Consider the following 20,537-nt stretch of genomic DNA (forward strand, 5'->3'; position numbering starts at 1 on the left):
GCGAATTACTTAGCAGGAATCGCTTTCAGCAGTTCAGTCAGCAGTGTCCAGTAATGGCCCACGCTTTCGATATGAACCTGCTCATCCGGCGAGTGCGGACCGGTAATGGTTGGCCCAATAGACACCATGTCCATGTCCGGATACGGTTTCTTGAACAGACCACATTCCAGACCCGCGTGGATCACCTGAATGTTTGGGGTGCTGTTGAACAGACGCTGGTAAGTTTCACGCACCAGTGCCATCACCGGAGAGCTTGCATCCGGCTGCCAGCCTGGGTAGCTGCCTTTAGCGGAGGTTTTTGCACCCGCCAGCGTACCCAGAGATTCAAGCATGCTCACCACATACTCTTTACCGCTGTCGATAAGCGAGCGGATCAGGCAGATGATTTCTGCGCTGTCATCGCTCATGGTCACCACGCCCACGTTCAGAGAGGTTTCCACTACGCCTTTCGCCACGTCAGAGTTGCGGATCACGCCGTTTGGTGTCGCGTTCAGCAGCTGAACGAAGGTGTCACGGGACTGCGCGGTCAGCGCGGCTTTATCCGTGGAGACGGATTCCAGCACCACGGTCAGGTTCTTTTCTTTCGCTGACAGTTCGTTTTTCAGGATATCCAGGTACACGCTGGAGAGTTTTTTCAGCTCATCCGCTTTTGCCGCCGGCACTGCCACGGTGGCGAATGCTTCACGTGGGATCGCGTTGCGCAGCGTACCGCCGTTGAAATCGACCAGACGCAGATCCAGCTCAGCCGCATGGCCTGCCAGGAAACGTGCCAGCAGTTTATTGGCATTACCCAGGCCCAGGTGAATATCACCGCCGGAGTGACCGCCTTTCAGCCCTTTCAGCGTCAGCTTAAAGGTCTGGAAACCGGCTGGAATCGCTTCGCGTGACAGCGGCAGGGTAGAGATGAAGTCAATCCCGCCCGCGCAGCCCATGTAGATCTCGCCTTCTTCTTCGGAGTCGGTGTTGATCAGAATATCCGCCTGCAGCCAGTTCGCCTGCAGACCGAATGCGCCGTCCATGCCCGCTTCCTCGGTCATGGTCAGCAGCACTTCCAGCGGGCCGTGCTCAACGCTGTCGTCAGCCAGCACGGCCAGCGCAGAGGCCATGCCGATCCCGTTGTCCGCACCCAGCGTTGTGCCGCGCGCTTTCACCCAGTCGCCGTCGATGTACGGCTGAATCGGGTCTTTAGTGAAGTCGTGAACGGTGTCGTTGTTCTTCTGTGGCACCATGTCCAGGTGCGCCTGCAGCACAACCGGTTTGCGGTTTTCCATACCTGCGGTAGCGGGTTTGCGGATCAGAATGTTGCCAACCTGGTCGCGCTCGGCGTGCAGACCTTTTTCCTTCGCCCAACCCATAATATGTTCGGCAAGCTGTTCTTCATGGTAGGAAGGGTGTGGAATGGAGCAGATTTTGGCAAAAATATCCCACAGCGGCTGCGGAGATAATTGAGACAGTTCAGACACGATAAGTCTCCTTGTCGATGCTCTGCAAACAGGGTTGCAGGTCACAGGGTTAGCAGGTTAATAGTTACCACAAGTCAGGCTTGCGAGATGAAACTGAGAATACCACTTTCTCTGCTGGCTGGTAGCATAAAGCATGTAAAAACTCTGGCAGAGGGCGCTAAACACTGGTTTTTAGTGCGTCAGATCTCTATAATCTCGCGCAACCTATTTCCCCCTCGAACACTTTTTAAGCCGTATAAAAACAGGCTGGGACACTTCACATGAGCGAAAAATACGTCGTCACCTGGGACATGTTGCAGATTCACGCACGCAAACTGGCTGCGCGTCTGATGCCTTCCGAACAGTGGAAAGGCATTATTGCCGTCAGCCGTGGCGGTCTGGTACCGGGGGCGCTGCTGGCACGTGAGCTGGGTATTCGTCATGTCGATACCGTTTGCATCTCCAGCTATGACCATGACAACCAGCGCGAGCTGACCGTGCTGAAACGCGCGGAAGGCGACGGTGAAGGTTTCATCGTTATTGATGACCTGGTGGATACCGGCGGTACTGCGGTGGCCATCCGCGAAATGTATCCAAAAGCACACTTCGTCACCATCTTCGCTAAACCAGCTGGTCGCCCACTGGTTGACGATTACGTGATTGATATCCCGCAGGATACCTGGATTGAACAGCCATGGGATATGGGCGTGGTCTTTGTACCGCCTATTTCAGGCCGTTAATACCAGTACGTAACTTTACACGCCCGGCTATGTCGGGCGTTGTTCTTTTTAGTCTGCACCGCGTTACAATAGACTCCATATGACGTATCCATGGAGGCAACGCAATGACGCAGGCGAATCTCACCGAAACTCTCTTCAAACCCCGTTTCAAACACCCTGAAACGTCGACGCTGGTGCGCCGCTTTAATCCGGGTACCCAGCCAGCCGTCCAGTCTGCGTTAGACGGTAAAAACGTGCCTCACTGGTATCGCATGATTAACCGCCTGATGTGGATCTGGCGAGGTATTGATCCCCGTGAAATCCTCGATGTGCAGGCGCGAATCGTGATGAGCGAAGCCGAACGTACCGACAGCGAACTGTACGATACGGTGGTGGGTTACCGTGGTGGTAACTGGATCTACGAGTGGTCTAAGCAGGCGATGCTCTGGCAGCAAAAAGCCAGTCAGGAAGAGGATGCCACGCGCAGCGGCAAGCACTGGCTGCACGCCGCTAACCTGTACGGGATTGCCGCCTATCCCCATTTAAAAGGCGATGAACTGGCCGAGCAGGCTCAGGCGCTGGCGAATCGCGCCTATCAGGAAGCGGCTCAGCGTCTGCCGGGCCGGATGCGTGAACTTGAGTTCACCATTTCTGGGGGGGCGTCCGTTACCGGGTTCCTGCATATGCCTGAAGGTGAAGGCCCGTTCCCGACCGTCCTCATGTGCGGGGGGCTGGATTCGCTGCAAATCGACTATTACAGCCTGTATGAGCGCTACTTCGCACCAAAAGGGATCGCGATGCTGACGCTTGATATGCCCTCCATCGGTTTCTCATCCAAATGGAAACTGACTCAGGATTCCAGCCTGCTGCACCAGCATGCGCTAAAAGCACTGGAAAATATTCCGTGGGTTGACCACACCCGCGTAGCGGCATTTGGCTTCCGTTTTGGGGCGAACGTCGCGGTACGTCTGGCCTACCTTGAATCTTCTCGTCTTAAAGCCGTCGCCTGCCTTGGTCCGGTTGTTCACGCTTTGCTCAGCGATCCTGCTCGCCAGGGGAGCGTACCTGAAATGTACCTTGATGTACTGGCCAGCCGTCTTGGCATGCATGATGCATCAGACGAAGCGCTGCGCATTGAACTCAATCGCTACTCGTTAAAAACGCAAGGGTTGCTGGGACGTCGCTGCCCAACGCCGATGCTGTCGGGGTTCTGGAAAAACGATCCGTTCAGTCCGGAAGAAGAGTCGCGCTTAATCACTTCGTCATCTGCGGATGGCAAATTGCTTGAGGTGCCGTTCAGCCCGGTCTATCAGAATTTCGACAAAGCACTGAAAGAGATTACGCGCTGGATCGCTCAGAGATTGTGTTAAGAGATTGCTAAATTTTGCTGGTTTGGTAAAACAGTGGCTTCACAAAAGGAGATCGCAATGACGTTACCGAGTGGACACCCGAAAAGTAGACTGATTAAGAAGTTTATGGCTCTCGGCCCGTATATTCGAGAAGAGCAGTGTGAAGAGAATCGCTTTTTTTTCGACTGCCTGGCTGTATGCATCAACGTGAAGCCTGCACCCGAAAAACGTGAATTCTGGGGCTGGTGGATGGAAATGGAAGCCGAGGAAAAACGCTTCACTTATAGCTACCAGTTTGGCCTGTTTAATAAAGACGGCAACTGGCAGGCCACTACCATTAAAGATCAGGAAGTGATTGATCGCCTGGAATATACGCTGAAAGAGTTCCACGCGAAGGCAAGCGCGCTGCTGGCAACCCTGGATCTCAAGTTCGAGCCAGCGGATGACTTTTCCAGCGAAGCGGTGAAGCTGACTGCCTGATGGTGTCATGACGCCCGGTGGCGCTACGCTTACCGGGCAAAAAAAACCGGCATCAAGCCGGTTTTTTATTTCGCATAATCAGAACTGGTAGGTCATACCCAGAGCAACGATGTCATCGCTGCTCACGCCCAGTTTATTTTTGTCGTCAATCTGGTTGATTTTATAATCTACAAACGTGGACATATTTTTGTTGAAGTAATAGGTCGCGCCAACGTCAATATATTTCACCAGATCTTCGTCACCAATACCTTCAATATCTTTGCCTTTAGACTGGACATAACCCAGGGATGGACGCAGACCGAAGTCGAACTGATATTGTGCGACGACTTCAAAGTTCTGTGCTTTATTTGCAAAACCACCCGAGATTGGGGTCATGTTGCGGGTTTCTGAATACATGGCGGCCAGATAAATATCATTCGCGTCATATTTCAGACCGGTTGCCCATGCTTCGGCTTTGTCGCCCTGACCACGCGCCAGCAGGTTCTGAGTATTGGTGCGGTCAGAGTTGGTGTACGCGCCGCTGACTGCGAAATCGCTGCCGCCGAAGTCATAGGACAGAGAGGTACCAAAACCGTCACCGTTCTGTTTCTTGGCGTCACGGTTTTCGTTTTTACCCTGGTATTGCAGCGTCATGTCCAGGCCGTCAACCGCGCCGAAGAAGTCGGTGTTACGGTAGGTGGCAAGACCGGTAGCACGCTTGGTCATGAAGTTATCAGTCTGCGCGGAAGAGTCGCCGCCGAACTCAGGGAACATATCGGTCCATGCTTCGACGTCATACAGGGCACCCAGGTTACGACCGTAATCCAGAGAGCCAAAGTTTTTCAGCTTCAGGCCCGCGAACGCCAGACGGGTTTTCTGAGAGGAGTCGCTTTCAGCTTTGTTACCTGCAAATTCAGATTCCCAACGGCCATAGCCCGTCAGCTGATCGTTAATCTGTGTTTCGCCTTTAAAACCGAAACGAACGTAAGTCTGGTCGCCGTCTTTAGTGTCATCATCACTGATGTAGTGCATGGCTTTAACTTTGCCGTACACGTCCAGTTTATTACCGTCTTTATTATAAACTTCAGCTGCGTGAACGGATGCAGAAGCCACTACGCCCATAACCACTAATGCCAGAGTGCTCTTTTTCATTTTCGATCCTGTCTTATAAACGCGCTAAAAAATTCGCTGGACGATAAGCTCATGCTTAAGTCCCGTGAAAAAACAGAAAGGGTTTTATCGTTCTGGAGTGAAACTTTTATGACAAACTAAGAATAATTTTAAAAAACTGTGATTTATTATTTCGGTAATAAATTTGTCAAATTCTCCCGCTACGCTTCCTGATCCCGCGCAACAAAGTGTTTCTCGATGTGCTAAGGCAGTTGGCAACGGGGCTCACTCCTGCTAAAACGTTCGTTCGACATTACTTTCCCTTATCGTTGAACGGCAGAGAATCATGAGTGACAGCCAGACGCTGGTGGTAAAACTCGGTACCAGTGTTTTAACAGGCGGATCGCGCCGCCTAAATCGCGCCCACATTGTTGAGCTTGTACGTCAGTGCGCTCAGTTGCATGCCGCAGGGCATCGTATTGTTATTGTGACCTCCGGGGCGATTGCTGCCGGGCGTGAACACCTGGGTTACCCCGAACTCCCCGCGACGATCGCCTCCAAACAGCTGCTGGCCGCCGTGGGGCAAAGCCGACTCATTCAACTCTGGGAACAGCTGTTCTCTATCTATGGCATCCACGTCGGGCAGATGCTGCTGACGCGTGCTGATATGGAAGACAGAGAGCGCTTCCTGAACGCCCGCGATACCCTGCGCGCGCTGCTGGACAACAATATCGTTCCGGTCATTAACGAGAACGATGCCGTTGCTACCGCTGAAATCAAAGTGGGTGATAACGATAACCTCTCTGCGCTGGCCGCGATTCTGGCCGGTGCCGATAAACTACTGCTTCTGACCGATCAGCAGGGGCTGTTCACCGCCGATCCGCGCTCCAACCCGGAAGCTGAGCTGATTACCGACGTTCACGGTATCGACGATGCGCTGCGCGCCATCGCCGGCGACAGCGTGTCTGGCCTGGGAACGGGCGGTATGGGGACCAAACTGCAGGCCGCGGACGTGGCGTGCCGCGCCGGTATCGACACCATCATTGCAGCGGGCAGCCGCCCTGGCGTGATTGGCGACGTGATGGAAGGCATTTCCGTTGGCACCCGCTTCCACGCCCAGGAATCCCCGTTAGAAAACCGTAAACGCTGGATATTTGGTGCGCCACCTGCGGGCGAACTGGTCGTTGATGAAGGGGCAACCGCCGCGATTCTGGAACGAGGAAGTTCATTACTTCCTAAAGGAATTAAAAGCGTGACAGGCAACTTCTCCCGTGGTGAAGTGATCCGTATCCGTAACCTCGAAGGCCGCGACATCGCTCACGGCGTAAGCCGCTATAACAGCGACGCGCTGCGCCGTATCGCGGGTCACCACTCGCAGCAGATCGACGCCATTCTGGGCTATGAATATGGCCCGGTTGCCGTGCACCGCGATGACATGATTATTCGTTAAGGAGCCAGAACATGCTGGAACAAATGGGCGCAGCCGCGAAGGCCGCCTCTTACAAACTGGCGCTCCTTTCCAGCCGCGAGAAAAACCGCGTGCTGGAAAAAATCGCTGATTATCTGGAATCCCAGTCCCAGGAGATTTTGCTCGCCAACGAGCAGGATCTGCTGGAAGCCCGCCGTAACGGTTTGAGCGAAGCGATGCTCGACCGCCTGGCGTTGACGCCGGCACGCCTGAAAGGCATTGCCGACGATGTGCGTCAGGTTTGCAATCTTGCTGACCCGGTCGGGCAGGTGATCGACGGTGGGCTGCTCGACAGCGGTTTACGCCTTGAGCGCCGCCGCGTGCCGCTCGGCGTTATCGGCGTTATTTATGAAGCTCGTCCAAACGTAACGGTTGATGTCGCTTCCCTGTGCCTGAAAACCGGTAACGCCGCTGTTCTGCGCGGTGGGAAAGAGACCTGGCGCACTAACGCCGCGACGGTAAAAGTCATTCAGCAGGCGCTGGAAGAGTGTGGCTTACCCGCGGGTGCCGTGCAGGCGATCGAGAGCCCTGACCGCGCGCTGGTCAACGAAATGCTGCGCATGGACAAATACATCGACATGCTGATCCCACGTGGCGGTGCGGGCCTACACAAACTGTGCCGCGAGCAGTCGACGATCCCGGTGATCACCGGCGGTATCGGCGTGTGTCATATCGTGGTGGACGACAGTGCGGAGATTGAACCGGCGCTGAAGATTATCGTGAACGCGAAAACCCAGCGGCCAAGCACCTGTAACACCGTAGAAACGCTGCTGGTGCATAAGGGTATTGCGAATACCTTCCTGCCGGCCCTGAGCAAACAGATGGCAGAGAGCGGCGTGACGCTGCATGCTGACGCCAACGCGCTCGCGCTGCTGCAGAATGGCCCGGCGAAAGTCGTTCCTGTAAAAGCGGAGCAGTACGACGACGAGTTCCTGTCGCTGGACCTGAACGTGAAAATCGTTACCGATCTCGACGACGCCATTGCGCACATCCGCGAACATGGGACCCAGCATTCTGACGCGATCCTGACGCGCACCCTGCGCAATGCCGATCGATTCGTGAACGAGGTGGATTCTTCAGCGGTATACGTCAATGCCTCAACGCGCTTCACCGACGGCGGCCAGTTCGGCCTCGGCGCAGAGGTGGCGGTCAGCACGCAGAAACTGCACGCGCGTGGCCCGATGGGCCTCGAAGCACTCACCACTTACAAGTGGATCGGCTTCGGTGACGATACGATTCGTGCGTAAATAATCACGGGTGATGCAAAAATAGCCGTTTGATTCAAAAGGGCATTGACGCATCACCCGGATAGATCTAACCTTTTGCCCCGTGGTTACGCTCGTAACCGGCCTCTCAGGGCCGATATAGCTCAGTTGGTAGAGCAGCGCATTCGTAATGCGAAGGTCGTAGGTTCGACTCCTATTATCGGCACCATTCTAACGTCTCCCCAAGTCTACTAAAGTTCACTGAAACCCCTTATACTCTGCGACTTGAAGCCCCTTTTAGTATTTCTACGTCTACTAAAGTTCCCTGAAATCTACGGTCGTTTGGGGGTACTTATGGGGGTATTTGCTGTTCGGTATAGAGGAGGTACCCCCAAGTGAAACTAAACGCCCGGCAGGTGGACACCGCCAAACCTAAAGATAAGCCTTACAAGCTGGCTGACGGTGGTGGTTTGTATCTCCTGATTAAACCTAATGGTGGCAAATACTGGCGGCTCAAGTATCGTGTAGCCGGCAAAGAGAAGCTGTTAGCGCTGGGTGTGTATCCTGAAGTCACATTGGCCGATGCTCGGGCAAAACGTGAAGAAGCCAAAAGGGGTATCGCTGGGGGTATCGATCCTATGGAAGCGAAACGGGAAGAGAAGATCGCCCGTGAAACGCAGTTAAACAACACCTTCAAAGATATTGCCCTTGAGTGGCACAGCAGCAAACTAAAAAAATGGTCTGCTGGGTATGCTTCAGACATCCTTGAGGCTTTCAACAAAGATGTGTTCCCTTACATTGGCAAAAAACCAATAGCCAATATCAAACCGCTTGAACTGTTGAATGTGCTGCGGCGCATTGAGGGGCGCGGCGCTACAGAAAAGGCCAAAAAAGTTAGGCAGCGCTGCGGGGAAGTTTTCCGTTACGCAATAGTCACCGGCCGTGCTGAGTATAACCCCGCTCCGGATCTCACCAGCGCCATGCAAGGGCATGAGTCCAATCATTATCCTTTCCTTACACCGAAAGAATTGCCTGATTTCTTCAAGGCGTTGTCAGGATATACAGGAAGCGCTTTAGTAGTTTTGGCCGCTCGTCTGCTGATTATCACCGGCTTGCGTACCGGCGAACTCCGCGGGGCATTTTGGGATGAAATCAATATCAGTAAGGCCGTCTGGGAAATACCAGCATCACGCATGAAAATGCGTCGCCCTCATGTGGTGCCATTGTCCAGGCAAGCTCTTACGCTTATTGGCCAGCTCCAAGAGCTAACAGGCAATTACCCGCTTATGTTCCCTGGCCGTAACGATCCGCGAAAAACAATGAGTGAAGCCAGCATAAACCAAGTCTTTAAGCGGATTGGCTATGACGGAAAAGTCACCGGGCACGGTTTCCGACACACCATGAGTACCATCCTTCACGAACAGGGCTACAACACCTCGTGGATAGAAACGCAGCTGGCACACGTCGACAAAAACTCTATTCGAGGAACGTACAACCACGCTCAGTACATAGACGGCCGGCGTGAAATGCTTCAGTGGTATGCCGACTATATGGAAGCGTTGGAAAACGGCGAAAATGTAGTGCATGGAACATTTGGGAAAAGCGCTTAACTGTATGTATAGACAGTGCTAATTGACAGTAGTAGACTTCTGTAGACTATCGTTAGCAGGAAGCTTTTATGCGAGAAAACATCCTCAACATGCCCCATCATCTTCGCCGACAACGTGTGGTCACTGCTGAGCAGGCTGCAATGGCTATGGCTGGCGTATACAGTTGTTCACGCTTAGATGAGTTGAAAGCTAAATTCCCTCCTGAGATCTACAACATTGCTTCCAGTTACTTGAGGATAATTTTGAGTGCTGTAAACGCGGAAGAACTACATCCCAAGAGAACATGGTCTAGCTCACCTGGCGGAGATATCACTGGAGCTGATTTTTATTCCAATGAAATTTGGCCTTGGGCTGTTAAAGAAATATCAGCTACAGATAGTTGGTTTGGATGTGATCCAGATAGCTCTAGCGAAAAGTATCAGCCTTTACGAAGCGGGTGGGGCGAGTTTGCTGGTAAAGATACTGCGTTAAAACTGATCGCTGGAATGGCTATTGCGCTTGAAAAATCAGGTGGTAAATATGTTCGCGGTAAAAATTTGAACAAATCCGAAGTTGCTAGGAGTGCTTCAAGAAGCATATTGGAACATGGTGATGGCATTGATGTTACAGATAAGGCATTGACTATGCTAATTAATGAAGCTCTGAACATATACGCTTCCAAATAGCTCGTAAGGATTTCCAAAAAGTCGATCTACAGGTTCTAAAACTTCTGGCCGTACTTCTATTTCAGTGGAAGAGCTGCTTCCAACTGATTTACCGTGACTTCCACAACTACCCGCATGTTTTTGCTGAAATATACCTCGTAGACCACATTAGACTTCGAGAGGTATATATGTCCCATTCCCTTATCCGCTTACCTGAAGTTCAGCGCAGAACCGGCTATAGCAAGGCTTGGATCTATCGACTCATGGCTGAGCAACGTTTCCCCTCATCCATAAAGATTGGTTCTCGAGCAATTGCTTTCATTGAAAGCGAAATTGATGAATGGATTAGTGAGCGCATTGAATCGTCACGCAGCCAAACGAACTGAGATTCCGTGAGTAGAGATAATTTGCGAGAGTTTGCACTTCGGATCTCGCAGAATAAGTTTGTCGCGACAGCTCACTAAACAATTCAAAAAGGTTAATGCCATGAAGAACAATTATGCCCGTCTGGGGCAGGGCTTCGCTCACCCTAAAAACTCCTTGCCTTGTTATTCAACTGAAGGGTATGCTTTAAAAGCACCAGCAAAATCTGGTGTCGGGCGTGAGAACCCGGATAAGCAAAAGGCGATACCAGACGCCTATAGCGTCTTTTTTTGTGTCGTAAAGCCAGTACATCTTCTTTCTGCGGGGAAGATCCGCATCGAATCTATGGTGGCGCTGGCGGGGCAGCCGAAAGGCTGGCCGGTATCCTTTTGCACCGGTATTCTCACCCCCGTCAGTGTCACCACCCTTTATGAGCGTGAGAACTCAGGTGGTGACTCCAGTAAGCAAAAGGAGGCTGCCACATGGCTACTACCCCAACCCAAAAACTGCCCAAATTCACCTGGCTTTTCCTCGGTACGCCGAAAGGTCGGACCTGCACTCCCGTTGTTATCCGCATCGTTGCCGACAGTGAGCAAGAAGCCCGCGAGTTTTATTCCCGCTGGGATCTTATCTTTGCCGCCAAAATTCGCTCTGAATGTTCGCTTTATCAGTACAGCAGCGGCGCGTTTGAACTGGATGTTGCGGAATTGGGAGGTAGCCATGTTTAACCTCCAGACCCTGACAGCTAAAGCCCGCGAGCTGCGCGGCAACGTGGTAAAAGCCACTACCACGAAAGGCACCCGCACCATGACCCCCGTTTACGAACGGGAAGAGCAGCGCAAACTGCGCGAACGCATCCAGCAGACCCAGCCGGACTGGGTTTTACTCTGGTGGGATATTGCGACCGTTACCGGCTGGCGTACCAGCGACGTGTGCAACTTCCGTTACTCCTGCATCAACTGGGAAACCGGCATAGCAACAATTATCGTAGCGAAGCAGACCAAAGCAGCAGAAGCCAGAGCGACCCGGAAGGGGATCGAGATAGTTCGCCAGCAGCGTAAGGATGCTGCCCGGCTTGCTGGCGATCACATTGGGTACATGCACTGGGATAGCGTGAGCTGCGACGAACTGGCCGCCGGCATGACAGAAGAAGAACAGGCGATCGTGTTTGAGCTGGTGGCGAAGGCTGAAGTTAAGCACGATACCAAACAGCTGCCGCCGGGCATCATCAAACGACTGCGTGAACGCATGGAGCGCAATCTTATCGGTGACGACCTGGTATTTTCCCGCAGTCAGATTGAAAGTAACCGTTGCCAGTCTCTGGAAGGTAGCGTGAGCCGCCAGACAATCTGGAAGAAACTGCACAATGTAATGCTGTGGTTTACGCGCGTCGTAAACACGCGTCTGCGCCTGAGCGCCTATTCCAGCCGCAAAATTGCCGCCTTTAATCTCATGTCCGCCGGCGGCGAACAGGGATTGCTGGTCGCCTCTGAAATGCTCGGGCACAGTAACCCGGCAATCACCCGAACTTACCTCCAGTTAGGCAGTAAGGCCTCAGCCATTCAATCCCGTCTGGCCATGGAGGTATCTGTATGAAAATGGTTATCCAATTTTGCCGTCTCGGCGCTTTTGCCGATCACGTATCGGAGCAATTAAATAGCGCGCGATATTGTTTTACCCGCCAGTCATTAAGGGACGGGGAGGGGAAATTATGACTCCTGTTTACGATCTGGTTCGCCGGGCCGATGGCAAAAACGTTTTCAGTTTCCCGGCCGGCGGCCGCTATCTGGTGGACACGTCAAATGGTCTTCAGTCGATGCGCCCCCTTATGGACGACGAGATCATTTTTACGGTGGAGAGTGCCGCGCGCTTTCTGAAGAAAATTGGTTATCAGGTAATCCCGCCAGCGGCGTGAGGTAAAAAATTATGACGATTAAAAATTCCGGCTTAGCTGCTGGTGGCCGCGCTCACCCTGAAATCAGGCCGGGCGATAAATGGAAGGACGGGCGGGGCAACATCGTAATTATCGAAAGTTACCGATTCGACAGAGTGACATATTGCCGTGAAGGGTACAGCTCACCGTGTTTTTGCACGCCAGAAAGACTGGTGCGGGAATTTGAATTTGTTTCTTCCGCGCCGGGCACCGGAGGAAGAGATATCGATCGGATTATGCGGGTGCAGGGCATCGAACGAATTCGGGTTATGCGGGAAATCATCAGGGAGCGAGGGAACAGAAAATGAAGAATGCACCAAACCTTAAAAAGCAGCCGGCGGATCTCATGGAGGAGTCAATCATCTTTGCCGGCGCCGATGCCTGGACGTTCGCCAAAGCATGGCAGGAAATGAACCCGATTGGCGATACGGTGCCGCCGGTTGTGCTGGATAAAAAGCAGCTGGCAGAGCTGGAGAATATCCGGATTGTGGATGATGGCCGGCTCTATGCCCGGGTTTGCCGTGGCGGGCATCTGACCGAACGGCAGATAACCATTCTCGCCACAAAGCTGGCGGTGGCCGGCGTGGAGCGCGCGCAATTCTACTCTGAAGGTTATCAGCTTCTGGAGGACTGGACGCCGCAGCTGCCGCGCCTCAAAGCCGATGCGGAAGCCGGCAAAAGCATGGTGATCGGCAAACCGCTGACGGATGTAAACCTCCGCGACCTGGCTGATAACGAGAAGGCGCTCATACTGGCCGCGCGTTACACCGGCATTGCGATAAATGAAAACAGCGAGGGCGTATACGTCTACCGTGCCGGCATCTGGGAGAAAACGTCTCTGCTCGAGCTGAGCCGCGAAATGGTGGCTATCTACAACGAGAACAAAACCAACTTCAGCAAGCGCGCGATCAACAACGTTATCGACGCCCTGAAAATTGTTATCCCGGTAATGGGGGAGCCGCGGCGCAGCCTGATCCCCTTTGCTAATGGCGTCTACGATATGGAAACCGGCGTTTTCTCCGAACACAGCCAGGATAACTGGCTGACCAACCATAACGGCGTGACCTATACGCCGGCGGTGCCGGGCGAAAACCTCCGCGACCATGCGCCGAACTTCCATAAGTGGCTAAGTTACGCATCAGATAGAGACGCAATTAAGATGCAGCGTATCGCTGCGGCGCTCTTTATGGTTCTGGCGAACCGGTACGACTGGCAGCTGTTCCTCGAGATAACCGGGGAGGGTGGCAGCGGGAAAAGTGTCTTTACCCATATCGCCACGATGCTGGCCGGCGCGCATAACACCGCCAGCGGGAACATGGCGGCACTTGATAGCGCACGCGGGCGGGCGCAGTTCGTCGGGAAAAGCATGATAACGCTTCCTGACCAGCCCAAATATTCAGGAGAGGGCACCGGGATAAAAGCGATAACCGGCGGGGATGCGGTGGAGATCGACCCGAAACACGAGCACCAGTACACCGCCGTTCTGCGGGCGGTGGTTGTGGCCACGAACAACACGCCGATGATTTTCACCGAACGCGCCGGCGGCGTTTCCCGGCGCCGCGTAATTTTCCAGTTTAACCGGCGCGTCAGCGAAGAGGATAAGGATCCCGACCTTGCAGAAAAGATATCCGCTGAAATTCCGGTGGTTGTTCGCCGGCTGCTGGCGAACTTTGCGAACCCGGAAAAAGCGCGGGCGCTGCTGCTGGAGCAACGGAATAGCGAAGAAGCACTGGAGGTAAAGCAGAAAACAGATCCGCTATATGCCTTCTGCGCTCACCTTGAGCGCCTGGCTGATTGTGCGGGAATGATGGTAGGAAACCGCAATCCGCCTCACTATCCGCGAATTTATCTCTATCACGCTTATCTGGCATTCCTTGAGGCCAATGGATTCGACAAACCGCTGACGCTGAATAAATTCGCAGAGGGGATGGAAAGCGCGATGAGGGAGTTTAATCACGAGTACCGTAAGGAACGGAGAGCCCGTGGCATGGTGACTAACGTCGAACTTTCGGAAAGTGCGGAAGACTGGTTACCTCAGACGCATCCTGTAGCCGGTCATAAAGAATGAAGTTCAGATAAATATGGAGAAAGGTATACATGGTATACATCGAGAGGATAATTTAATTATAAATCAGAGAATTAAGCCATGTATACCTTGTTTTCAGGTATACACAGGGTGTACATGGTGTTCATTCTCTCATTAATCATCTGATGGTTTATTAAACAGAATGATGTATACCGTGTAGACCTGAAATCCCAAAATGTAGGCTGGTATTCATGGGTTAATGTATTGTTTTATAAGTAATTTGTTGCCTTTGTGAACACCATGTATACCTTGAGGGCAAATTCTTTAAAACGCATCCACTCTTTTCACGTTGTGAACCCCTGCTATTTCATTAATATCGTTTCATAAATCGCAATTAATTAATTGATTGTTGCGATTAATGGAGCTTTAACGGTCGCTATTACAGGGGGCATCATGAGCAAGGTTAACGTTAAGCCCGTTCTGCTGAACGGGGAGCAGATTCAGGCTCTGAAAACCATTCAGGAGAGGGAGCGCCAGAAGTCGGGCATGGGGATCGCACCGTCAATCCATGCTGTTGCGCGCAAGGTATTTGATGCAGGGCTGTCAAAAATGGAGGCTGGCCAGTGAGCTACTCAATCAAAATAGGGAAACACAGCATCGAGCTGGCGGGCTATGCTGGTAAGGTTGTTGCGCCAAATACTCAGATGGCCGCTTTATTCCGTGGCATGGCGGGCGAACTCACCAGCCTGAGGACAACGGCGCAGCAGGCCGAAGCTGAGGCGGATTTGCTGGACGTTATCCGCAACGACCCGGATCTGAACGAACAGGCAAAAAACCGCAGGGCAGGTGAAGCCCGGAACCCGGACACGCTCAAAGACTTTACCCGCGGGGTGGCAGCTGTAAGTGAGCAGGCCGCAAACATTCTCGATTACCTGAAGAACAAGCTCGCTCCGGTTAATCCACTGGCATCTGATGATGTTCAGGGATTCATGCGTGACAGCGAAATGCGCCAGGCATTCGCCCGACTGGATCGCCGCAGCCAGGAAAAAATGTTGCTGTCGATGCACAGTGGAAAGCATCAGGAGCTGGCTGACGCCTTATTAAGGGCGCACGCAGTGTGTTCGGGACTCGATACGGAACAGCTAAAACGTCTCGGCTTCTCCCGTATCGTATCAGAGAACGGGCAGGTGATTAGCGCGGTTGCCGATCTGGTCGACGCGGTAAGGAAAGACGTCGCACAAATTACAGCTGTCCGTACCTGGTATAACAATCTCGTGTACGGGAAGAACGACGATCCATCAGACGTACAGCCACGCATGACCGGCCTCGACCAGTTAAGCGAACATGTCAGCGCGATGCTCAAAGGCAGCCTGCGGCAGACACATTCAGAAGAGAAGCAGGCCGCCTGAGGGCGGCTTTTTTCTGTCCGGAGGGAAACATCACGATGCTATTAAGTAAATCAGCCTACGCCAGGCATATGGGCGTTAGCCGGCAAACTGTTTACGGCTGGATAGCGCGAGGTGAAATTGTAATATCAGGCGATAAAGTGGATGTTGACGCATCGCAGGCTAAACAAAATTCTGCTGGTACTGGCGAACACCAGACTGAAATGACGTGGGCGCAGGCCGCCGCATGGGTATGGGGGCATGACGGCGGGAAAGAGCTGCCGGCTGATATTGATGCTGGTCAGCGAATAGAGGCCGCAGCCGCTGAGCTGGGTTTTGATGTTCAGCACGAGCCCGATGAACAATTGCTGATTCTCTTCCGGCCGGATGAAGAAACCCACAGCTTCTATGGCAATGTCCGTGCAGCAGGCGCTTTACGGTTTCTTCGTTCTGAACTGGCTTACGTTGCCACAATGCACCCCGATACGCTGGATGACTGGAACAAAACTGGTTTAATGTCACTCTGCCTGCTGGACGGCGAAAAACTGTAAACCCCCAGCCCCTCAAACTTGACACTTTTTCGCGAGAAACTGGGAAAAGTGTCAACCCAACCTAACGGATCCTGACGCCTACGAACAGCAGCTACAGCAGAAGTGTAAAGGGCTGGCGTTGAGATTTGTTGAGCCTTGGCTGTTAGCTTTTGTTAATCCTGATGCGAAGCAGGGCAGGTGTCAGCCTGCTATGGTTTGTTATGCCTTACTAGGGAAAACCAGGGGGAAAGTGTCAACCGCTACCGCTTCAGAAAACTTCAGGTACACGAACTCGTGAAGGGGAGGTGTTAAGCACTCCCCATTTACAACCATCCTCGAGCCTCTTTCAGATCGCTGTTCTGGTTTGCCCGGACGCTGGCGTTCAGATTGAGTTGTCAAAAGTTGTCTCCCACCGGCACAGCCAGCGGGGATTTTTGGCAGAACGCGCTCTAAGTTACAGTTGCTTCAGTCTGTTAGTTTTTACAAACCGTATAAACAGTTTTATTATTTGTTAAACAATAATGTTTTTTACATGATTTTCTCAAGTTAAAGTTAAGATTAAATGGCATGATTTTAATGATGTTTTTTATGAAAGGTGTTATTTTTAATAATTGCTCATGCAAATCAGGTGCAGAATGGAAACGTTTCATAATATTTTTTTGAAAAATCTTGATAGTTTTTTAGAGGCGCAGTCAGAATTAACAGGTGACTTCGATTTAGAAGGGAAAATAAATAATATAATACCCAAAATAGTAGATATTATGAGATCTTCTTTAATTCGCTCAACAGAAGAGATGTTGAGTGAAAATCGCGCACGTTCGAAAGAGTTTTTTCACCAAAATAACGTAAAATGGGGGGATGGATTTGATTTACTTGAAGCAATGATAGTTATATGTACGGAGTCTGGTGCTGAGTTTAATAGTTCTTACAGACCAAAGGCTGTTTTAGATGATAATTTAGTTTTTGAGATTGTTGTTAGACACCACGCTAGAGCCTGTCAGATTTCACAAGAGATATTATGTCTTTTAAAACATGGGTTCGCAGATGCAGCACATGCTAGATGGAGAGCCCTACATGAAGTCAATGTCACTGCTATGTTTATTTCAAAACACGGCCAAGAATGTGCAGAGCGTTTTTATCTCCATGATGTAGTAGATTCTTATCATGGGATGGTTGAACATAAAAAATATGAACATAGACTTCAAGCGAAGGGGCCAAAAAATGAGGATGTTGATAAATGTAAAGAGCATTTCAATCTTCTAATTAAAAAATATGGCAAGAAGTTTGCTGATAATTATGGGTGGGCCTCCTATATTTTTCCTAACCATAATAAACTTGGTTTCGGTGCAATAGAAAAAGATGTTCAATTAGAACATATGCGTCCATATTACAAGTGGGCAAGTCAGAATATACACGCTGGCGCTAAAGGAATGAGAAACAGACTTGGTCTCTCTCATTCTTCAGATGATATATTATTGGTTGGGTCTAGCGATGCTGGGATGACTGACCCTGCTCATGCAACTGCAATTAGTTTAATGCAAATAACCACCACATTATTATCTCTTGAGCCTACTCTTGACCATATTGTAGTGACCAAGATAATTCAAGAATATACAGATGATATTGGGGCCGCATTTGTGAAAGTTGATAAAAGTTTTGAATGAGAATTTGTGAAGTGTTTTGTTGAGGGTTGGTTATTATCTCGTTTTAACCATTAATATTAGGTTGATTGGCTCTTAAAAATAAAAATTATAGTTTTGAGATCTAGCTTTGGTTTACATATGTAAAATAGTAGTAATATTTAGTTAACTTTATACTTAAAAAGGCAATGCCCATGATGTTTGCAGAAAGGAAAGAAAAAGTTGCAGAGTCAGGTGTTAAGCTCCTTAAGGAAATGGAAGCGATAGCATGTGAGATGCGAACTCTCATTGCAAGTATGCCGCCTGAAGATTTAATCGGATATATCTATGCTCAATTCATGATGCACGGGGCTTCTGATAGTCAGGATAAAGATACTGTAGATACCAAAGATTTAGTGAACGATAATCAATTCCTTCTTGAATATGTGCACGCCGTGCTCGCGACAGACATTGCTCCTAAGGAAATTAGTTTTGATGAAAATAAATGTAGTTATTTATTTAGCCTAAGCAGGGATTTACGTCAGAAGGCTATGCTATACGCAATAGCATCTTCACTTGATGCAAAAGATAGCATTTTTGGGCCTGATACATCGACTATAGAGTTCCATTCAAAAACAGCATGGGTAATGCTTAGAGGGAACCGCTATCAGGTTTTAGAAGAAGAATTTTATAGGTACGTACTTTCGCCACATGATGATATTTTAAAAGAGGTCTACGGAGCAAGTGGATATGAGATAGCTCACGGTATTCAATCCATGGCCAATGCTATTCGTACAGGTCATACAAATGCTTTTGAAGAAATGATGATGCAGTTTTTAGAAGTGCAAGAAATTGCTTCGCAACAGAAAAAAAACATAGAAGAGGTTATGGAATCATGGATGGAAGAAAATGGAGAGAAATTAAAATCTGCTAGTCAAGCAGCTAGTGATATGTTCCGGGGGGGAATTACCAATGTTAGTCTTCATACTGGGTTACCAGACAAATTATTAGCGGATTTAGCCTATCAACGCGGGGAAGATACGGATTTCTTTGCCATTGGAGATTTTTCTGGTACTCCTTATAGAACTCTGCCTGCAAGGAAAAAACCTCTTATAAAACTCGATGCCGGTTATTATGCTGTAGACCCTTGTTTCATGCGTGATGCAGGATATCGGGCACTTCTACATAATCTTTTGCAGCGAAAGCCTGAATACAAAAAAGAATTCGAAGAACGTCAGAAAGCTATGAGTGAAGGTGCATTCTATGACATTTTGAGAGCACAATTTCCTACCGCTAATGTTTACCAAGAAATTTATTATAAGGATCCAGAAACAAATCAATGGTCTGAAAATGACACGCTAATATTAATGGATGATGTGCTATTTCTTATAGAGGCTAAGGCTGGTGCTGCAGCAACGATTGCTTCACCCGCTACAGATTTCAAAAGACACGCCCAATCTGTACAGGATTTGGTAATCAAAGCATACAAACAATGTGAGCGCTTTTTTAACTATTTGAACTCAGCAGATGAAGTCGTTATTTATCAGTTAGTAAGTGGTAAGCACAGAGAGTGTGGTAGAATTAAAGCTTCGAATTATAGAGTAATGTTGCCTATCGGATTAACTGTTGAATCATTTTCTCCATTTTCATCTTTCTGTAAGCAGTTACCACAAATCACACCTCTATTAGGTAAATATGGATTTGTATCCATGTCGATTGACGATTTGTTTGTTCTGAAGCGTTTTCTTCCTTCTCCTGGGGAGTTTTTACATTACATGGAGGTGAGGCAGTCATTTGCAAATGTGAAAAATGCGTTTCTTTATGATGAATTTGACCACTTGGGATCATATATAACTCAGAATCGTTTTGACTTGGTTAGCATTGAAAAGTTGGCAAAAGAAAAAGGCAGTATGCTTCTGTGGGACGGTATGAGTAGTGTCATTGATAAGAGTTTTGAAGGTCTTGATTGGGACACTAAACCATTACCTACTCAGGATTTTCCAAAGGAAGTGAGAGATTTGCTGGAAGCGCTTGATTCCACACGTGCACCGGGTTGGCTAGCAATAGACAGCCATATCAGAAACTACGATGCCCAAACGCGATCTACTCTTGGAAATATGCTTAAGAGGCTAGGTGATAGTTTAGATAAACATCCTGCACGCTATTTTTTGATTGGAAATGATGAAGAATCTTTGTTTGTTTGGATGCAAAATTACGAGAATGAAATAGACTGGCTGAAAGTTAATGATAAAGCAAGCTCAATGGCTCTTAACATTAAAGATGCTGCCAGACATAATTTTGTTATTGTAGAAGTGGATTCTGAAGGGAAATACATCAAGGCTTTTGGCATTAATGTTATTGTGCCTCAAGTGAAAACCGATGAAAATGCTCACATCTTCGAAGATGCTGAACGATTGATGAACTCTAGCGGTACTGATTCAAATTTTATAATGTCTTCAATAAAACCGGAAGACTACGGTAAAGTTGGCCGGAATGAAACCTGCCCTTGTGGAAGCGGTATAAAGTATAAAAAGTGTCATGGCCGCTGAATTCTAAAAATCATATAGAGAGCCCATTTTATGGGCTCTCTGAAAGCATATCTTATGTCGAATTCGAATTTTAGTGGATAATTTTATACTCCCTTTAGTAAAGTTATCTTGATGGGGGTACTTTTG

Annotated in this window: 20 protein-coding genes, 1 tRNA gene and 1 pseudogene; 20 read left to right on the forward strand and 2 right to left on the reverse strand. The window is 49.9% G+C overall.

All coding sequences use genetic code 11. The annotated features are described in order from the left end of the window. Positions 1-5: 5 nt before the first annotated feature. A complete protein-coding gene (gene pepD, locus E3U32_RS12410) occupies positions 6-1,463 on the reverse strand; it encodes a cytosol nonspecific dipeptidase (protein ID WP_134349041.1) in 1,458 nt (485 codons plus the stop codon). A gap of 260 nt (positions 1,464-1,723) precedes the next feature. On the opposite strand from pepD, the gene gpt reads away from it, so the two are divergent. The 3 genes from gpt (at position 1,724) to crl (ending at position 3,990) form a co-directional block, all read left to right on the forward strand. Continuing rightward, a complete protein-coding gene (gene gpt / locus E3U32_RS12415; RefSeq protein WP_010427903.1) occupies positions 1,724-2,182 on the forward strand; it encodes a xanthine phosphoribosyltransferase in 459 nt (152 codons plus the stop codon). A gap of 104 nt (positions 2,183-2,286) precedes the next feature. Beyond that, positions 2,287-3,531 carry an esterase FrsA gene (frsA, locus tag E3U32_RS12420; protein ID WP_134349042.1) on the forward strand — a complete coding sequence of 415 codons (1,245 nt, stop codon included), beginning with the start codon at positions 2,287-2,289 and terminating at the stop codon, positions 3,529-3,531. Between the two features lie 57 nt (positions 3,532-3,588). Further along, on the forward strand, positions 3,589-3,990 hold the full coding sequence (gene crl / locus E3U32_RS12425; RefSeq protein ID WP_134349043.1) for a sigma factor-binding protein Crl: 402 nt from the start codon (positions 3,589-3,591) through the stop codon (positions 3,988-3,990). 78 nt (positions 3,991-4,068) lie between these two features. Here the strand turns inward: crl and phoE are convergent, their stop codons facing one another. Beyond that, entirely contained in the window at positions 4,069-5,121 is a 1,053-nt protein-coding gene (phoE, locus tag E3U32_RS12430) for a phosphoporin PhoE (protein WP_134349044.1), read from the reverse strand. Positions 5,122-5,425: 304 nt separating this feature from the next. On the opposite strand from phoE, the gene proB reads away from it, so the two are divergent. The 17 genes and pseudogenes from proB to E3U32_RS12510 all read left to right on the forward strand — a co-directional run bounded on the left by proB (position 5,426) and on the right by E3U32_RS12510 (position 20,411). Beyond that, positions 5,426-6,529, forward strand: a complete 1,104-nt coding sequence (gene proB, locus E3U32_RS12435) for a glutamate 5-kinase (RefSeq protein WP_008501877.1) — start codon at positions 5,426-5,428, stop codon at positions 6,527-6,529. A gap of 11 nt (positions 6,530-6,540) precedes the next feature. Then, positions 6,541-7,794 (forward strand): glutamate-5-semialdehyde dehydrogenase, encoded by a 1,254-nt coding sequence (gene proA / locus E3U32_RS12440; protein ID WP_134349045.1) that lies wholly within the window; start codon positions 6,541-6,543, stop codon positions 7,792-7,794. Between the two features lie 111 nt (positions 7,795-7,905). After that, positions 7,906-7,981 (forward strand) — tRNA-Thr (locus tag E3U32_RS12445). Positions 7,982-8,147: 166 nt separating this feature from the next. Further along, complete coding sequence (locus E3U32_RS12450; protein WP_134349046.1) at positions 8,148-9,362, forward strand: tyrosine-type recombinase/integrase; 1,215 nt, start codon at positions 8,148-8,150, stop codon at positions 9,360-9,362. Between the two features lie 68 nt (positions 9,363-9,430). Beyond that, a complete protein-coding gene (locus E3U32_RS12455; RefSeq protein WP_047955077.1) occupies positions 9,431-10,027 on the forward strand; it encodes a hypothetical protein in 597 nt (198 codons plus the stop codon). A 167-nt stretch (positions 10,028-10,194) separates the two neighbouring features. Next, the gene (locus E3U32_RS12460; protein ID WP_032441478.1) at positions 10,195-10,392 is read left to right on the forward strand and encodes a helix-turn-helix transcriptional regulator; all 198 of its coding nucleotides are present in this window, start codon (positions 10,195-10,197) and stop codon (positions 10,390-10,392) included. A gap of 100 nt (positions 10,393-10,492) precedes the next feature. Then, positions 10,493-10,804: pseudogene (locus E3U32_RS12465) on the forward strand (ash family protein); the annotation flags it as partial. Positions 10,805-10,851: 47 nt separating this feature from the next. Next, positions 10,852-11,097: a host cell division inhibitor Icd-like protein gene (locus tag E3U32_RS23700; protein WP_208527913.1), complete on the forward strand. Its 246-nt coding sequence runs from the start codon at positions 10,852-10,854 to the stop codon at positions 11,095-11,097. After that, complete coding sequence (locus E3U32_RS12470; protein WP_014830795.1) at positions 11,090-11,965, forward strand: tyrosine-type recombinase/integrase; 876 nt, start codon at positions 11,090-11,092, stop codon at positions 11,963-11,965. Before E3U32_RS23700 ends, E3U32_RS12470 begins: the two co-directional genes overlap by 8 nt. 115 nt (positions 11,966-12,080) lie before the next feature. Further along, the gene (locus E3U32_RS12475; protein ID WP_014830796.1) at positions 12,081-12,284 is read left to right on the forward strand and encodes a hypothetical protein; all 204 of its coding nucleotides are present in this window, start codon (positions 12,081-12,083) and stop codon (positions 12,282-12,284) included. A gap of 11 nt (positions 12,285-12,295) precedes the next feature. Continuing rightward, positions 12,296-12,610, forward strand: coding sequence for a DUF4222 domain-containing protein (locus E3U32_RS12480; RefSeq protein WP_045356324.1), 315 nt, complete (start codon positions 12,296-12,298; stop codon positions 12,608-12,610). Beyond that, positions 12,607-14,370: a DNA primase family protein gene (locus tag E3U32_RS12485; RefSeq protein WP_032447735.1), complete on the forward strand. Its 1,764-nt coding sequence runs from the start codon at positions 12,607-12,609 to the stop codon at positions 14,368-14,370. Before E3U32_RS12480 ends, E3U32_RS12485 begins: the two co-directional genes overlap by 4 nt. A gap of 411 nt (positions 14,371-14,781) precedes the next feature. Then, positions 14,782-14,955 (forward strand): hypothetical protein, encoded by a 174-nt coding sequence (locus E3U32_RS23645; RefSeq protein WP_014830800.1) that lies wholly within the window; start codon positions 14,782-14,784, stop codon positions 14,953-14,955. Beyond that, complete coding sequence (locus E3U32_RS12495; protein ID WP_134349047.1) at positions 14,952-15,737, forward strand: hypothetical protein; 786 nt, start codon at positions 14,952-14,954, stop codon at positions 15,735-15,737. Before E3U32_RS23645 ends, E3U32_RS12495 begins: the two co-directional genes overlap by 4 nt. 35 nt (positions 15,738-15,772) lie before the next feature. Further along, positions 15,773-16,264: a DNA-binding protein gene (locus E3U32_RS12500; RefSeq protein ID WP_047955084.1), complete on the forward strand. Its 492-nt coding sequence runs from the start codon at positions 15,773-15,775 to the stop codon at positions 16,262-16,264. 614 nt (positions 16,265-16,878) lie between these two features. Then, the gene (locus E3U32_RS12505) at positions 16,879-17,907 is read left to right on the forward strand and encodes a DUF5677 domain-containing protein (RefSeq protein WP_047955085.1); all 1,029 of its coding nucleotides are present in this window, start codon (positions 16,879-16,881) and stop codon (positions 17,905-17,907) included. 170 nt (positions 17,908-18,077) lie between these two features. Continuing rightward, on the forward strand, positions 18,078-20,411 hold the full coding sequence (locus E3U32_RS12510; RefSeq protein ID WP_233156971.1) for a YecA family protein: 2,334 nt from the start codon (positions 18,078-18,080) through the stop codon (positions 20,409-20,411). Positions 20,412-20,537 lie beyond the last annotated feature (126 nt).

Source organism: Lelliottia nimipressuralis (genome assembly GCF_004402045.1).
Taxonomy (GTDB): domain Bacteria; phylum Pseudomonadota; class Gammaproteobacteria; order Enterobacterales; family Enterobacteriaceae; genus Enterobacter; species Enterobacter chinensis.

Coding starts and splice junctions, on each gene's coding strand:
- E3U32_RS12470 (WP_014830795.1), top strand. CDS start 11,090: ATGTTTAACCTCCAGACCCTGACAGCTAAAGCCCGCGAGCTGCGCGGC.
- E3U32_RS12480 (WP_045356324.1), top strand. CDS start 12,296: ATGACGATTAAAAATTCCGGCTTAGCTGCTGGTGGCCGCGCTCACCCT.
- proB (WP_008501877.1), top strand. CDS start 5,426: ATGAGTGACAGCCAGACGCTGGTGGTAAAACTCGGTACCAGTGTTTTA.
- E3U32_RS23645 (WP_014830800.1), top strand. CDS start 14,782: ATGAGCAAGGTTAACGTTAAGCCCGTTCTGCTGAACGGGGAGCAGATT.
- E3U32_RS23700 (WP_208527913.1), top strand. CDS start 10,852: ATGGCTACTACCCCAACCCAAAAACTGCCCAAATTCACCTGGCTTTTC.
- proA (WP_134349045.1), top strand. CDS start 6,541: ATGCTGGAACAAATGGGCGCAGCCGCGAAGGCCGCCTCTTACAAACTG.
- E3U32_RS12505 (WP_047955085.1), top strand. CDS start 16,879: ATGGAAACGTTTCATAATATTTTTTTGAAAAATCTTGATAGTTTTTTA.
- frsA (WP_134349042.1), top strand. CDS start 2,287: ATGACGCAGGCGAATCTCACCGAAACTCTCTTCAAACCCCGTTTCAAA.
- gpt (WP_010427903.1), top strand. CDS start 1,724: ATGAGCGAAAAATACGTCGTCACCTGGGACATGTTGCAGATTCACGCA.
- phoE (WP_134349044.1), bottom strand. CDS start 5,121: ATGAAAAAGAGCACTCTGGCATTAGTGGTTATGGGCGTAGTGGCTTCT.
- E3U32_RS12485 (WP_032447735.1), top strand. CDS start 12,607: ATGAAGAATGCACCAAACCTTAAAAAGCAGCCGGCGGATCTCATGGAG.
- E3U32_RS12460 (WP_032441478.1), top strand. CDS start 10,195: ATGTCCCATTCCCTTATCCGCTTACCTGAAGTTCAGCGCAGAACCGGC.
- crl (WP_134349043.1), top strand. CDS start 3,589: ATGACGTTACCGAGTGGACACCCGAAAAGTAGACTGATTAAGAAGTTT.
- E3U32_RS12475 (WP_014830796.1), top strand. CDS start 12,081: ATGACTCCTGTTTACGATCTGGTTCGCCGGGCCGATGGCAAAAACGTT.
- E3U32_RS12510 (WP_233156971.1), top strand. CDS start 18,078: ATGATGTTTGCAGAAAGGAAAGAAAAAGTTGCAGAGTCAGGTGTTAAG.
- E3U32_RS12455 (WP_047955077.1), top strand. CDS start 9,431: ATGCGAGAAAACATCCTCAACATGCCCCATCATCTTCGCCGACAACGT.
- E3U32_RS12500 (WP_047955084.1), top strand. CDS start 15,773: ATGCTATTAAGTAAATCAGCCTACGCCAGGCATATGGGCGTTAGCCGG.